Source organism: Geobacillus sp. CAMR5420 (assembly GCF_000691465.1).
In the GTDB taxonomy this organism is placed as follows: domain Bacteria; phylum Bacillota; class Bacilli; order Bacillales; family Anoxybacillaceae; genus Geobacillus; species Geobacillus thermoleovorans.
Genome location: NZ_JHUS01000020.1, coordinates 40,562 through 55,707, shown reverse-complemented (window position 1 = coordinate 55,707; position 15,146 = coordinate 40,562). Strand labels below are relative to the sequence as shown.

At 49.7% G+C, this 15,146-nt stretch carries 12 protein-coding genes; 2 read left to right on the top strand and 10 right to left on the bottom strand.

The annotated features are described in order from the left end of the window. From DI44_RS18650 to DI44_RS12310, 8 genes are all read right to left on the bottom strand, one after another. Positions 1 to 3,213: RHS repeat-associated core domain-containing protein (locus DI44_RS18650; protein WP_277813379.1), on the bottom strand; the 3,213-nt coding region annotated here is incomplete at its 3' end. Beyond that, the gene (locus DI44_RS17585; protein ID WP_021321989.1) at positions 3,210 to 6,599 is read right to left on the bottom strand and encodes a DNRLRE domain-containing protein; all 3,390 of its coding nucleotides are present in this window, start codon (positions 6,597 to 6,599) and stop codon (positions 3,210 to 3,212) included. The genes DI44_RS17585 and DI44_RS18650, both read right to left, overlap by 4 nt. 328 nt (positions 6,600 to 6,927) lie before the next feature. After that, positions 6,928 to 7,656, bottom strand: coding sequence for a YwiC-like family protein (locus tag DI44_RS12285; protein WP_021321988.1), 729 nt, complete (start codon positions 7,654 to 7,656; stop codon positions 6,928 to 6,930). Positions 7,657 to 7,661: 5 nt separating this feature from the next. Beyond that, a complete protein-coding gene (gene moaD / locus DI44_RS12290) occupies positions 7,662 to 7,892 on the bottom strand; it encodes a molybdopterin converting factor subunit 1 (protein WP_021321987.1) in 231 nt (76 codons plus the stop codon). Further along, the gene (locus tag DI44_RS12295) at positions 7,889 to 8,356 is read right to left on the bottom strand and encodes a molybdenum cofactor biosynthesis protein MoaE (RefSeq protein WP_021321986.1); all 468 of its coding nucleotides are present in this window, start codon (positions 8,354 to 8,356) and stop codon (positions 7,889 to 7,891) included. Before DI44_RS12295 ends, moaD begins: the two co-directional genes overlap by 4 nt. Further along, positions 8,353 to 8,853 (bottom strand): molybdopterin-guanine dinucleotide biosynthesis protein B, encoded by a 501-nt coding sequence (gene mobB, locus DI44_RS12300; RefSeq protein ID WP_021321985.1) that lies wholly within the window; start codon positions 8,851 to 8,853, stop codon positions 8,353 to 8,355. The genes DI44_RS12295 and mobB overlap by 4 nt, the downstream gene beginning before the upstream one ends. Further along, positions 8,850 to 10,109 (bottom strand): gephyrin-like molybdotransferase Glp, encoded by a 1,260-nt coding sequence (gene glp, locus DI44_RS12305; protein ID WP_021321984.1) that lies wholly within the window; start codon positions 10,107 to 10,109, stop codon positions 8,850 to 8,852. Before glp ends, mobB begins: the two co-directional genes overlap by 4 nt. 49 nt (positions 10,110 to 10,158) lie before the next feature. After that, the gene (locus tag DI44_RS12310; RefSeq protein ID WP_020279769.1) at positions 10,159 to 11,115 is read right to left on the bottom strand and encodes a methyl-accepting chemotaxis protein; all 957 of its coding nucleotides are present in this window, start codon (positions 11,113 to 11,115) and stop codon (positions 10,159 to 10,161) included. Between the two features lie 287 nt (positions 11,116 to 11,402). Here DI44_RS12310 and ric point away from each other — a divergent pair, with 287 nt between their 5' ends. Further along, entirely contained in the window at positions 11,403 to 12,110 is a 708-nt protein-coding gene (gene ric / locus DI44_RS12315; RefSeq protein WP_033024873.1) for an iron-sulfur cluster repair di-iron protein, read from the top strand. Between the two features lie 88 nt (positions 12,111 to 12,198). Here ric and moaA read toward each other — a convergent pair whose 3' ends face one another. Next, a complete protein-coding gene (gene moaA, locus DI44_RS12320) occupies positions 12,199 to 13,224 on the bottom strand; it encodes a GTP 3',8-cyclase MoaA (protein ID WP_021322313.1) in 1,026 nt (341 codons plus the stop codon). Between the two features lie 54 nt (positions 13,225 to 13,278). After that, positions 13,279 to 13,941 (bottom strand): molybdate ABC transporter permease subunit, encoded by a 663-nt coding sequence (modB, locus tag DI44_RS12325; protein WP_021322314.1) that lies wholly within the window; start codon positions 13,939 to 13,941, stop codon positions 13,279 to 13,281. A gap of 217 nt (positions 13,942 to 14,158) precedes the next feature. Here modB and DI44_RS12330 point away from each other — a divergent pair, with 217 nt between their 5' ends. Continuing rightward, complete coding sequence (locus tag DI44_RS12330) at positions 14,159 to 14,857, top strand: Crp/Fnr family transcriptional regulator (protein WP_021322315.1); 699 nt, start codon at positions 14,159 to 14,161, stop codon at positions 14,855 to 14,857. Positions 14,858 to 15,146: the final 289 nt, after the last annotated feature.

The window sequence follows — 15,146 nt, the reverse complement described above, 5'->3', positions numbered from 1 at the left end:
TTTATTTTGCAATAAACACGCAAACCCAGCGTTAACCGCAAACCAGAAGAAATGCCCATCCGGATCCACCAACATTACTGGGTTGTTGTTCGCGTACGTATAGCCGTTCTGTGTCAAGATGTCATCCGCATCGCCTGGGTCGGGGTCGAGCGACAAGAACACGCCATGCGTTGGATGATAGTACCGGGCGATCAGATAGTACAGACCCGTTTCTTGGTCATATTGGTACCCCGCATATCGGTATGGATTTTCGTCCGCCAATGCGCCGGATTGGGAAAGAATGTTCCCCCACGCATCGTATTGATAGCGGGCAACAATGTTTCCTTGTTCATCCGTCAGGGCGATCACGTCGCCATGGGCGTTATAGTGGTAAAAATACGTGGCGTTGCCTTTTTTCATGGCAAGGAGTTGCCCATTTTCTCCGTATATATATGATCTTACCACATTTCCACTCGCATCGGTTTCGTACAGAACGTTTAGGCTGTCGCCTTGGTAATGATAGTTCGTAACGACGCCATTGACAGTCTTTTGAATGCGCCGGCCGTCTTCATCGTATTGGTACGTCACAAACGGCGTGCTTTCGCCTTTTCTTGTGATGGAGACGAGCTGATCCGCTTCGTTCCATTCATATTGATACTGACCGTCTTCCAATCGGTTGCCGTTGGCATCATATGTGATCGATTCGTTTCCAAAACGAATGAGCTGATTGGCAGCGTTATAATCGGCATTGGTCGTCGTCGACTGCCCATCTTTCGTTTTCACGATTTGCTTCCGATTGCCGAATCCGTCATAGGCATATTCGATTTTCGTGCCATCTGGAAGCTGCTCTTCCACTAATTGGTCTAGGGTATCGTAACGGTAGACGGTCGTTTCCCCCGTTGGGGATTCCACTTTCGTCCGGTTGCCGTTTTCATCGTAACGGTACGTTTCCGATAAAATTTCTTTTCCGTCCGCCGTACCGATCGAAACGCTTTCCACTAAGCCGCGGTCATCATACGTAAAGGTTGAACCGGCCCCATTTCCTGTCGTGAAGGTGCGAACGTTTCCTCTCTCGTCATAGTCAAAGCGGTACGTATACGTTCCATCTTGGACGACCGTATTTTGATCCAATGCATTGTATTGGTAATTGATCGTTTGACTAAAGGACCCATGAGAGAACATGAACTGCTGCAATTTATCCGATGTGGTTGGGTACAGCCATTTTTGCAGCCCGCCACGGTCCGACAGTTCCACCAGCCGATTCGCTTTATCAAATGTTCTCGTTTTGGTGGTGCCGTCTTTTAAATATTTGACGGAAAGTTCGTTCCCATTTTTATCATAACTAAATTCGTAATACGGGACGTTGTTGTAGGAAACAGTTTTGACTCTTTCGGCCCCGTCATACGTCCATTGAATCGTGTTTCCTTTCGGCAAAACCGTTTTGATTTTATTTCCGTTGGCATCATATTCATTCGTTGTCACATCATTCAACGGACCGACGGTTTTAATGAGTTTACCGGTCGCATCATAAGAATAGGCAAATGTTTGAGACTGGCCGTCGCTGGTTTGAATGACTTTTGAAGTCATATTGCCATTTAAGTCATAATCGTAGTTGACGGAAGTACCGTTCGCTAACAACAGCTGTTTTAAACGATCCGATAAATCATACGTGTACTCTTTCTTGTTTCCTTTCTTATCGTACTCGCTTAACAGGTTTCCTACGGCATCATAATTCTTTTTCGCCACATAGCCTTCTTCATCCACTTCTTCCGTGACATAATTTCCGCTTGCATCATACTTGTTTTTCGTCACCACGTTTCCTTCCATTAAACGGATCGCGTCAAACCATACCGTTCCCGTGTAATTGCCACGGAAGACAGCGGATATGTCGATTTTATCAATTGGCTTGGAAGGTTGAATCGAAACGGCGGCACGGTTCCAATCTTGATTGCCAGTAGGGAAATCGGCGGTATACGTTTGGGTCGTTCCATCCACAAAGTATACTTTAGCCGTAATGGAATAATCGCTTGCGCTCACTGTGCCATTGGCTTTTACATTTTCAGCTTTCGAAACCCCAGTAAGCGTAAGGTTAATTGGTGCATCACCAGATGTTTGGCCAACGATGATGGTCTGCTTATACTCACTTGCCGATTGCGTGGTGCTTGTTCTAGATATTTTTAGTGAGTACCCTCCATCAAATGATTGTGTAGAATCTACGCTTCCTCCTGTTCCACTCCAATTCGTGGTGGTTCCTTCAAAACTACTATTTACAACTAGGTTGTAGCTGGAAGAAACCTGCGCTTCTTCCAATTGAACATTATCAAACCAGGCTTCTCCGGAAGCATCTGGAGACTTATGATCGACCTCTAAATAGACGCGAATTTTGGCTGCATTCGAAGGAGTAGTAAACGTAACTTGCCGCTCTGTCCAAGGTCTTGTGCCTGTAAGTTGGCTATAACGATTATCCGCCCAAGAAATCGTTTGATTTTGACTATTCATGAATTGAACATTGAAAAAGGCATTGGCTTTCGTTAAATTCGTTTTGATCTTCCCGCTTAACGTATACGTGGTATTTGGTTTCACTGTGATTTCTTGGGTAGCCGCTACATAGCCAAGTTCTGTATTAGGAGAAGTAGAGTCAGCGACGATTTTTAACGTTTTTCTCCCTGTCAATCCATTATATACATTCGTGTCTTCCAGTAATTGCCCAGAATCATAATGACTGAGAAGATTCCAAGCTGTGATTCCTTGTTCAAAGCCGCTATTAGAGAGCAAATTCGTGGCACTGCCTAATGTATCGCTTTCTTCAATGATATTCCCATAGGCATCGTACTTCGATACAGAAGACGTTTTTCCCGATTGATCCGTTTCGGATACAGGATTTAATCCATCATAGGCAATCGTGGTTGTATCGCCTTCCGTATCTGTCATGGAGATGACATCATTATTTTTGTTATACTCGTATGTTTCCGTACCATAACTATCTTTCGCCGTTAACACATTCCCCTTGGCGTCATACGTATATGATTCAGTAGGATTCGCTGCATTTTGATCATTCGGATCCCGTGATTCTACTAGATTATTTCCCTCATAAACATAGCTTGTCGTAATGTTTAAGCCATCTACGTCTTCGATAATTTGAATTGGGTTCGCTGCTTCATTAAATTTATACTGAATTTTACGGCCATTCGGTTGCGTTACGACAAGTTGTCGTTTTGTTTGGTCATAGTTCATCTATAGATGCGGTTTTCAGGATCAATCGCTTGGCTTAGCCTGTCGCCATTATAAATGAACTGATTAACGACCGTTTTTGCTTCCGTATGCGTCGGTTCCAATACTTTCTCTAATCGACCAAGTTCATTATATTGGTATCTCGTTACTTCCCCGCCCGTCTGGGTTACTTTTGTTAACAAGTCGTTGTTATACTCATACGTGATTGTCCGATTCATTGGGTCGGTAATTTTCTGGATTCTGCCGCTTGCGTTGTACTCCATACTCAGTTTTCTGCCCGACGCATCGGTAATCGACACGAGCTTTCCGTTAGAATAACTGTAGGTAGTGGCATTCCCATGTCCATCTACGATTTTAGTTAACTTGCCGTTACTTTTTTGAAAGTGGATTTTCGTTTGATCTTTTGTCGTCAGTATATATTCATCGGTTGTTTCGCTTAACTCCAAGTAAACACCTGTCGGGGCTTTATACGTGCCGTCGGATAATTTCGTGAATATATGGAGCGTGCCATCTTCATCCGTAAATCTTGCTTCATTTCCTTGGGCCACGATGTTCATTTCCGCATCGCTATGCCATCCTTTTCCAAACAATCCAACCGATGTGGATAAACTATTGTAAGTTCTTGTGATTTCAAGCCCCGGTCCTCTTCCGGAAATCGAAACATCGTCTTCGTCTATAATCAGATTACCGGTAGCGGCATTCACGCTGCCATACGGAACATCAATGATGGACCAGTACTCTTCTTTTCCTAAATACTCATTCGCCTCCGGAATTTTCACCGTCAATGCATTGCTGGAAAATACTGTTTCCCCATCCGCATTGTATGCACTGAGTCGGAAGTAGTAATTGGTGCTTGTGGCGTATTTTGTCCCCATTTTCGCATACATTGGGGAAGGATCTTTCGGAAGTTCCAATCCTTTTCCATCATGATGCAACGTTAAGGTGCTGGAATCCCCCTGTTGGATTTCCTCCGGAGTTGGCCAAATTCCTTTGTTTTGTGTCGTCCAATGGTCCACGTCTCCTACATCAAATGCTTCATAGTAAAGTCCATTGAAAATCCACACTTTATACCCTGTCGCTCCAGGAATCTTATCCCAGTTTAACATGACATAGCCAGAGTTGCTCCCCGATTGATTGCTGTAAGCAAATCCGGAAGGCGCTGATGGCACTGGCAAATCTGGAATACTAGGCATATACGCATCAGAAAAGACGGTTTCCCCTTGAGAGTTATAGGCACTTACTCGAATCCAGTAGTTGGTAGCCGTTGCGTATTTTGTTCCTGCATTGGCATAGACCGGAGACGGGTCAACGGCTAATTCTGCGCCAAGACCATCGTTTACATGCAACTTATATCTACCTGCTTGAATTTCCGTGGAGGTTGGCCAATACTTTTTGTTTTTCGTTGTCCAAGAAGTGACGTTCCCGACATCTAGCGATTCATAGTAGGAGCCATTAAAAATCCAAATTTTATACCCCGTCGCTCCACTCACAGGATTCCATTTGAAATCGATATATCCTGTTCCATTTCCGTTTGTATAACTTACCCCCGTCGGAGCAGATGGTTTTGCCAAATTCGGAATGGTCGGCATATACGCGCCTGACATGGCGCTTTCGCCTTGAGGAAAAATCGCACTGACTCGGAACCAGTAGTTCTTGCTATTCGGATAACTTCCTCCTGAATTTCGATAGACCGGGGAAGGATCGACAGCAAGCTCCGTCCCTAACTGATCTTGGTGCAAGTCGTATCTTCCAGCGCTAATTTCAGAAGGGGTCGGCCAGATTTTTTTCCCCTTTGTACTCCAGGAAGTGACATTGCCTACATCAAACGCTTCATATGATTTCCCGTTATAAATCCAAACTTTATAACCCGTAGCACCAGGAACCGGATCCCATGATAAATTTATATATCCTGTGCCATCCCCATTACTGAAGGCCGTTCCTGTCGGCGTATTTGGAACTGGTATCGTATACGTAACAGACAAATATGGTTTATAACTGCTATTCGTGGTGGAGACAACCTTTTTCCAATACGTTTGTCCATTACCATTCGTATGAAGTTTAAATCCGTAATTTGGCTTTGTCCCGGATGCCCATTCTTTTACCGTATTCGTTACATCAAATTGCGCCCATTGGTCTCTTGCGACATCAACCTTGCCAATGTTGGTGGAGGAAGGTTTATTATTCCACGTTAACGTGCTCGCGGACCATGGACCGTTGACAACATCTAGCCATAGACCTGTTGGTGTTGTTGCATAATACGAATGGGTGACATATACATTGAATGTGGCACTCGTCACATTCATATTTTTGATGCTCGATAGATCTTGATTCAAAAAGCCATAGCAAGTGCCTGTTGTTCCATCATAATACCCCACCTTTAAAACGTATTGTCCCTGCGCCGAATCCCACTTACTTGATGAGGAACTATAGTTGGTTGTCGGATAGGCGCTCATTACAAATGCATCGGTAGACACCTGAATGGAAGTGCTCGGATCAATATAAACAGGGTATACACGTTTAGGGTCTTTCAGCCATTCGGGATCGGCTTTAACTGTTAAAATGTATCCTTCATCATCTTTTTGCAATTCATAACTTACATTCTCCGACCGTTGAGCTTCTCCAGAATGCTCATCAACATGGGAATCCACCATAAAAGGCTTCGGCAACTCAAACACCTTTTCATGTTTTTTATTTGTCAATAAAATGGAGCCATCGTCTTGAATGTCTGCTTGTAAATCCGTTTTCAGACGAAATTTGAAAATATGATAGCCAGTAAACGAATGAAGAACCAAATCTTCTTTTGTTGACTCGTTAAATGTAATATTTTGTAGGTCTATGCTCGGAAAAATGTTTTTGTGAAGAATTTTGTTGTCTTTTTTCTTATAGACGGCGGCAACATCCTTCGCTTTTATCGGTTGTACGTCATTACCTGCTGCCTCTAAAATAGAATAGGAAATCGAATATCCATTGTAATGGAAATTGGCGTATTCTCCATCGACCATCTTTTTATAAAAGTTTGTCTCCAAAATGGTATTCTGTGTTTCAACGTAATTCGTATTATTGGTGCTATCCGTTAGGCTAGAAGATACTTCCTCAAATCGTTTTTGATTCTTTTTCTTAATATGAATAGGTTCAAAGTAGATCTTCTTGGTAAACGTGCCATCACCGTTGTAGTAAACCTTTGTATTCTCAGTTCTTTCTTCTATGATTTCCCCTGGCTTGAGATCACGTTTCGGGGCTTCCGGCACCTTTGGCGGCTCCTCTTTTGGCGCCACACGGCCAACTCCTGATTGGATCGTTTCGGCGAATCCCTTTGTCGGGATGCTTGACATCATCAAAGCCCATACGACCATCCAAACCAACCATCGTCGCAAACGAATGTTTCTCATATGCTCTCCTTCCCCATTTCCATTACTTTTACAAAAAAATTGTATCTTTCCTCCTCCCTGCCATCCACCGTTTTCGACAGACAAAGTTCGACATGACTTTGGGATGGAACGTATACAACCCTATAACGAATGGTGAAATGCTGCCCTTCTTTTCATTTGAGAACGAGCATGGAAGAAGAGGAGGTGAGCCTTTGAAACGATCCTTTGCAAAACCGTTACAAGGAATTCATGCCCATTTCACATCATGCTTGTGCAATGGAAAAGCAATACCGCCTAACCAAAAGAAAAAACCCCAAACGGTCATGGATGCCTCCCGTTTGGGGTTCGCTCAAGAGTAGAGCACGATCATCGCGATGAAAAAGTACGCCGCGTTGGCGATTTCCAGCATGCCAAGTTTCATGATCGGCAGCGACTTGCCATATAAATAGACGGCGCGGATGACGCTCGGGGCGTAGGCCAAAACGGCGAACGGCTCGCCGATGGCGATGAGGCCGACGATCAACAAGGCGTGGTAGCCCCATGACAGCCATTTGTACCGCTCGTTTTTCTTTTCCCGAATCATCGTTTTGACGTAAAACGTGCTGCCGATGAAAAAGAGGAAGGAAAACAGGGCGAGTTCAAACGCTTCGATCGTCAACGCCCCGCGTCCGGCGTAAAAGGCGGCGAGGCCGCCGATGCAAAACGCCGCGATGGCCGCTGCATCATTCCAAAAGGCGCGCTCATTCTTTTTCTTGCTGTAGTACGTGTTCACCAAGAAAAACGGCACCATGGCGAGCCCGAAGTAGAAAAGCGCCGGCTGTTGCCAAAGAGAGACGGCAAGCGCCGCGGCGGCGATGGCGCCATAGCGGGCGGCGGCGGGCACGTACGGCTCTTTCCGCTTCGTTTTCACCGCCATCAAGAGCGGATACGTCGCCAAATAGAGCGCAAGCCAGGCGACAAAGAGCGGCGCGTGAATCCACGAAAGCCCACCGGCGTACGCCCCGAGCCAAAACGGGATGATGAGCATCGCCCAGGCGCCGTGTTGTTTTGGCATCACCCATTTGCTTTTGTTCGCCATCCGTCTCATCCTCCGCTTACCGGTGGAATAAAGGCGACCGTGTCGCCGGCATGAAGCGGCGACTCGTCGCGGACATACTCCTCGTTGACCGCTGTCATGACGCGCCCGAGCGAGATGCCGTAGCGCTCTTCCACTTCGTCTTTCAGTTTTTTCACCGTTTCCGGAACATTCGGCCACATCACTTCCCGCTCGCCGATTTGCTCGCCCAAATGGGCGAAAAACAATAGACGGATCATTCCTCTTTCACCTCCGGTTTTCCGGACGGATACGCCGTTGTTTCAAGCTGGTCGCCCACCCAGGCGCTTCCGTCCTCCCATTGCTCTTTTTTCCAAATCGGCACGATTTGCTTGATCCGCTCAATGGCATAGCGGTTCGCCTCATACGCTTCGGCGCGGTGCGGCGAGGAAACCGCGATGACGACGGCGATGTCGCTGATCTTAAGCCGCCCGATCCGGTGGGTGATGGCGGTTTTCGCCCCTGGCCATTTCTCCGCAATTTCCGCCCCGATTTGCGCGAGCATTTTCTCGGCCATCGACACGTACGCCTCATATTGCAAAAAGAGCGTCCTCTTGCCGTTCGTCCATTCGCGCACCGTGCCGGCAAAGACAGCGACCGCCCCCGCTTCCGGACGCATCACTTTTTTCATCACATCCTCGACCGAAATCGGCCGGTCGGTAATGGCAAACAACGGTTCTGTCATGTTCGTGTTCTCACCTCGTTCATGAGCCATGGAATATATTCGTCATCATCGGCCAGCGAAAACACCGGGTGCGCTAGCGGCCCTTCGAGCGGCTCCCAGGCGATGACGGCGCGGATGTTGGCGAGGTGCTGAAGCGACGCCCAATCTTCCCAAGTGCGGACGAGCACGACTTTCGGGTGCCGCTCTTGTTTGTAGCCTTCGACCAACACGAGATCGAGCCGAAGCGGCGCATAAAGCGCCAACACATCATCCAACCGCCACAACGGGCGGCGGAGATGAAGCTGCAAAAGCCCGTCCCCTTCCACCGCCGTTGCCACCGCCCCGGCCCGCTCATGGCGGACGGAATCGACGCCTTCCGGCCGCGCGGGCTCGCCGCCATGGCCGTGGTGCTTCACCGTCCCGACGCGCCATCCTTCCCGGACAGCGGCCGCCACCCATTTTTCCATAAGCGTCGTTTTGCCGCTATGTTTATAGCCGACGACTTGCCAGACGTTCATTCGCTTGACCCCTCATCGTCATCCAAAAGCCACACTTCCACCTCATCGCCAACCGCAAACCCTCTCGTTCCGCCCGGCAGCACCATCAAGGCGTTCGCAAAGGCAAGCGAGGTGACGATGTTCGACTTGTCCATGCCGACCGGCTTCACGACAAGCCGACCGTCAACCGCCTCGACCCGGCTGCGCACGAAGCGGGTGAACGGGTTCGGCTTCGGAAAATCGGCGCCAAGGGTGGCTTTCGCTTTTTTCAAATACGGCTTGACCGAAAACAGCCGCGTGCGCACGACCGGGCGGACGAACAGCTCATACCCGACGTAGCACGCCGACGGGTTTCCGGATAGACCGAACAGCAGCTTGCCATCAATCTCGGCGACGGTCGTCACGCTCCCCGGGCGCATGGCGATTTTGTTAAACAACACGTTCGCTCCGAGCCGCTTGTAAATGGCGGGCAAATAATCAAAATCCCCGACCGAGACGCCGCCGGTCGTAATGAGCATGTCCACTTGATCGAGCGCCTGGCGCACAGCGTGAAAACACGCATCGAGGTCGTCGGCGAGCTGGCCCAAATAAATCGGCTCGGCGCCGCTTTTGAACACCTGCGCCTCGATCATGTAGGCGTTGCTGTTGCGGATTTTTCCCGGCACAAGCGGTTCAGAGACGTCAAGCAGTTCGCTTCCGGTCGCAAAAATGCCAATCCGCGGCTTTTTCGCCACCTTCACTTCGGCGTAGCCGAACGTCGCCAAGAGCGCCGCCACCCCGGGATTGATGCGCGTTCCTTTTTCGACAAGCGGCTGCCCTTTTTTCGCATCTTCCCCTTGAAACGAAATATTGTCGCCAGGGCGGAACGGGCGTTTAATGGCCATATACGTTTTTCCATCCCGCTCGTACTGTTTGGCGAGCTCGAGCATGACGACCGCATCGCATCCTTGGGGAATTTGCGCCCCGGTCATCAAGCGCACCGCTTGAAACGGGCCGACGGGCTGCTTCGCCACTTGCCCGGCGCCGATCGTTTCAATGACTTCAAACTCGACCGGATGGTCAAGTCCCGCTCCTTCCGAGTCGGCGGCGCGAATGGCAAATCCGTCATACGGCGAGCGGTCAAACGGCGGCACGTCATGGTCAGCACGCAAATCTTCGGCCAAATAGCGGCCATACGACTGGCGAAGCGGCACCGTTTCCTCTTCTCCCACTCCGGCATAACGCATCACCCGATCGATCGCTTCCGCTACAGGAATCGGGGTTCGTCTTTCGACCATCTCTCTCTCTCCTTTCGATCATACGGCTGGCGGCAACCATATCGTTCTTTCAACGTTGTTGCCATTGTTGCAGCTGTTTTATGCCTTCTGCCAACTTTTCATCAACGACGCTCGCATCGGCAATATGCCGCAAAATCATCTCCCGCGTTTCGCCAAACAAAGCGGCGGACTGTTCGAGCTCTTTCCTCACTTTATCCGCATAGCGGTATTGTTCCTGAATATAGTTTAGCACGTCTTGGGCTCGATTTTCGACTTGATCGATCAGCTCCATCATCGCCGACCATTTGCGAGCTGTATGGATGCTCATTTGGACAACCGTTTCGATCAAAGATGAAATGGCTTCCGTTTGCTCTAGCGACCGCTCGATTTCCTGCTGCACGGCATCGGTTAGCTGGTGAATCGTTTCCGTGCTGTCCGCCGTATGCTCAGCCAATTTCCTCACTTCAGCGGCGACGACGGAAAACCCTTTGCCATGCTCCCCGGCGCGAGCGGCTTCGATCGAGGCGTTTAACGCGATCAAATTCGTCTGGCCAGCGATTTCTTTGATCACTTTCACAATTTGTTCAATTTCTTGCGAGCGGCCGCGCAACCGATGCATCGCGGCCGATGTCGTTTCCATCTCACTGCCGAGCCGCCCCATCGCCTGCTCCATTTCTTCCGACATGCGGATACCTTCTTTTGCGGCTGCGACCATCTGACCCGCCGTCTCCACCAACGCGTTCCCTTGTTCGCATAAACGATCGGAAATCGCATATGATGACTTGCTGAGCGTACTGACATTATCAACCTTTTCTTTCGTTCGGTCAACCAGCTGGCCTAATACATGGTGTTGTCCGTTGACCACCTCATGCTGGTGAACGATTTCCTGCAACTCCCCGAGCAAGCCGGCCACCGTCTCATGAATGGCTTCCTTTTGTCTCGTGAGCTCTTCTTTCATCTCAGCGAGTTGCCGCTCCAGTTCTGTTTTTTCCTCCTCCCACTGCCTTCCCTTCACCAACGCCCACATATCCGTCTCCCCTTTTCCTTCTCTTGATTGGCTTCTGTTGTCAACACGTTGTATGTTATCTGCTGAACATGTCCGTTCTCATCCACGAAAGCAGACACCGCCTCTGCAAAGAGTCAGCAGAAGTCTGCTTTTTTTCATTGTACGATAAAGAAGAAACGTGCTGTTGTGACGTTTATCACATGGATCGATGTCCACTTTTTTTTACGTATGTGAGATCCGTCACAACACCTTCGCGGAAAACACGGTATGCTGAAGCTGTAACGATTGGATCAATGGAGGGATGATGAATGGAACAGCGGTTTACTGAACAATCATTGATTGGCGATATTGTTACTCAATTTCCGAAAGCAGCTGATTTGTTTAAAGCGCGGCGCATCGATTTTTGCTGCGGCGGACAGCGTCCGTTAAAAGAAGCGATTGAAGAGCTCGGACTTGATGGCGAAGCGCTTCTTCGCGAGCTGAACACCCTTTACGCGGAAGCGCAAAACAAGCCGACCGGAAATTGGAGTGAAGCGCCGCTAGCCGACTTGGTCGATCATATCATCAACACGCACCACCGCTATTTGAACGAGGAACTGCCGCAGCTCAGCCCGTATGTCACGAAAGTATTGCGCGTACACGGCATGCACCATCCGCATCTTTCCCGCGTGCATAAACTGTTTCATGAGTTAAAAACAGAACTCGAGCAGCATCTCATTAAAGAGGAAACGGGAGCGTTCCCGCTCATTTTGCAATTTGCCGACAACCCATCGCCGGAGAACCGGGAGGCGGTCGAGCGGGCCGTTCGCGAACTGGTCAATGAGCATGATGTCGCCGGTGATTTGATGAAAGAAATTCGTGAAATCACAAACGACTTCACCCCGCCAGAAGACGCGTGCGGCACGTATCGCCTCGTCTACAACCGGCTGGCCGCGCTTGAAGACGATTTGTTTACCCACATCCATTTGGAAAACAACATCCTCTTCCCGCGCGTGTTGGCGGCGGTGAAGGTTTAAAGGAAGAAAGACGCCGATTCGCACTTCCGAAAACATAAACCAAAAACGGGATCGCTTCTTCTATGAAAAAGAGCGCTCCCGTTTTTCTTCATCCCCCAATATACGACATTTCAATTTTCGGGCGCTGTTTCGCTGTCTCTGCCGTCCGTTCTTCTGAATAGCGGTCTGTCCGCTCGCTCCAGATGGCGGCGATCAGCGCCTTCAGCTCTTCTTTCCCCGCGCCGGCGCGCAGTTTGTCTTTCAACGACACGCCCTCAGAAGCAAACAAACACGTGTACAGCTTGCCATCGGCGGAAATGCGCGCCCTCGTGCAGCTCCGGCAAAACGTTTCCGTCACCGAGGCGATAAAGCCGACTTCTACGTTCGTGCCCGCGTACCGGTAGCGGCTCGCCACTTCGCCGAAGTACGCTTTTTCAACCGGTTCAAGAGGGTGCATGGCGTTGATTTGTTCATACATCTCTTTTTTCGTCACGACATGGGAGTAATCCCAGCCGTTCGTGGTGCCGACATCCATAAACTCAATCAAGCGGAGCGGAATGCCTTGTTCTTTGAAATAGGCCGCCATTGGCACGATTTGCGAGTCGTTCCACCCTTTTTTGACGACCATGTTCACCTTGACGCCGAGCCCCGCCGCCCGGGCGGCTTCGATGCCTTTTAACACCGGGGTGACGCCGACGCCGATGCCGTTCATTTTTCGGAAAATGTCATCATCCAACGCATCCAAGCTGACGTTGACGCGCTTCAACCCGGCTTCTTTCAGCCGCTGCGCCCATTTCACTAAATGGACGCCATTGGTCGTCAAGCCGATATCGCGCAGGCCAGGGAGCGCGGACAGCCGCTCAATGAGCGCATCGAGGTCGCGCCGAAGCAACGGCTCGCCGCCGGTCAGGCGGATTTTTTCAACGCCAAGCTCGACAAAACATTCCGCTAAAAGCGCCATTTCCTCAACCGTCAACAGTTGGTCTTCCGCCAAAAAGCGAAAATTCGGCCCGAACACTTCCGCAGGCATGCAATAGACGCAGCGAAAATTGCATTGGTCGATGACCGACAACCGCAAATCGCGAAGCGGGCGGGCGAGGCGGTCGGTGATCTTCACCCGGTCGCGCTCTTCCATGTCGCTCCCTCCTTTCCCTTTCATGGGCCGCGTGATGTTCCAACGGCCTGCTCCTTATCGCTGCCAACGGCCTAGTTTCGCCGCACAGGACAACAAACTAAATGACAATCCAATGGTGACCGCCACCCATGCCCACGCCAACTCCATCCGCCCCGACTCCATCGCCATATAGACAGCGGTGGGGATCGTTTGCGTTTTTCCCGGAATATTCCCGGCAAACATGAGCGTTGCGCCAAACTCCCCCAGGCTGCGGGCAAACGACAGCACCGCCCCGGACAACAAGGCGTTTCTGGCCAGCGGCAGCGAAATATGCCAAAACACTTGGCGCTCATTCGCCCCATCGATGCGCGCCGCTCCTTCAACGGTTGGATCAACGGCTTCCAGACCCGCTTTGGCCGCCTGGTACATGAGCGGAAACGACACAACAACCGCCGCCATCACCGCCGCGCCGGGTGTAAACAGTACGGTCGTATGAAACGACGCCTCGATCCACTGGCCGATGGGGCTATGTCGGCCAAACAAGACGACGAGCAAAAAACCGACGACCGACGGCGGCAGCACGAGCGGCAACATAAACACCGTCTCCACGATCGTCTTCCCACGAAACCGGCGGCGCGCCATCCACCTCGCCGCCGCTGTTCCAAGGATTGCGACGATCACTCCGGCAAGAAGCGATACGTTTATCGATAACCATACCGGTGACCAAAACTCTTCCATCGACGAACCTCTCTCTGTTCCGTCTCCCTTTTACCATACGAAAACAAACAGTAGAATGCTGTGATGCTACTCACATTGTAACATAGAAAAAGGAAAAACCAATTTAGAAAAAATTGTGACGCCTCGCACAAAAAACAGTAACCGGTGATTTTTTTCACTCTCTCCCGCTGTGATGATTTTTACAATAGAAATAGCTGAATGAATGGAGGTGCTATCGATGGAAGCTGCAGTGAATGGATATTTTCCCCATTTACGTTCTTTGTTGCAATCGTCGAAAAAAGTGATTCCGTTGCGCAAGCACTCCTTTTTGTTCCAAGAAGGGATGCCGGCCAATGAATTGTATTTGATCCTCTCTGGCAAAGTGCAAGTAAGCAAAATTTGTCCGGACGGAAAAGAAATGTGCTTCCGCATTTGCGGAAGCGGGGAAATCGTTGGTGAATTGACGCTGTTTACGAACGATGCACACTACTTGTTGACGGCCAAGGTAATAGAGCCAGGCGAAGCGGCAGTCGTAAACAAAGAGGAACTGGAACAGCAGCTGCTTATCAATCCGACCCTTACTCTTGAATATATGCGCTGGATGAGCAAGCATGTCCGGCGGACACAGACGAAATTCCGCGATTTGATTATGAACGGAAAAAAAGGGGCGCTCTATTCGACGCTCATTCGCCTATGCAACAGCTATGGCGTCCCGCTTGAAGATGGAAGCATTTTGATCGACGTCGCATTGAAAAACCAAGATTTAGCCAACTTTTGCGGCACAACGCGCGAAAGCGTTAATCGGATGCTCAATGCATTAAAACAACAAGGGATCATCTCGACAAAACGGGGGAAAATTACGGTTCATGATTTAAACTATTTGAAAACGGAAATTCAATGCGAAGACTGTCCGCCGGATATTTGTTGCATTGAGTGAGCGGTGCACCGTAGTTAGGGGTCTGTCTGATCGTTCCCCTTCGATACACAGCAACGACCAAGCCATTTTGGCGCGCTGATTAGAAGAACGCCCGACCGACCGTTGTTCGCGGCCTGCCGGACGCTCTCTTTTTTTCGATTGTGATGCGAATCACTTCTTTTTCTTTTCACCGCCGTATAATAAGAGCTATAGGGCTTTAGGCGGCTATCTCCCGTTTAGGGAAATGGGGAAACATTAATGTCCGCTTGTTTCTGAGCCGTCGTCTTCGCCCGTTTCGGTCACTTTCAGC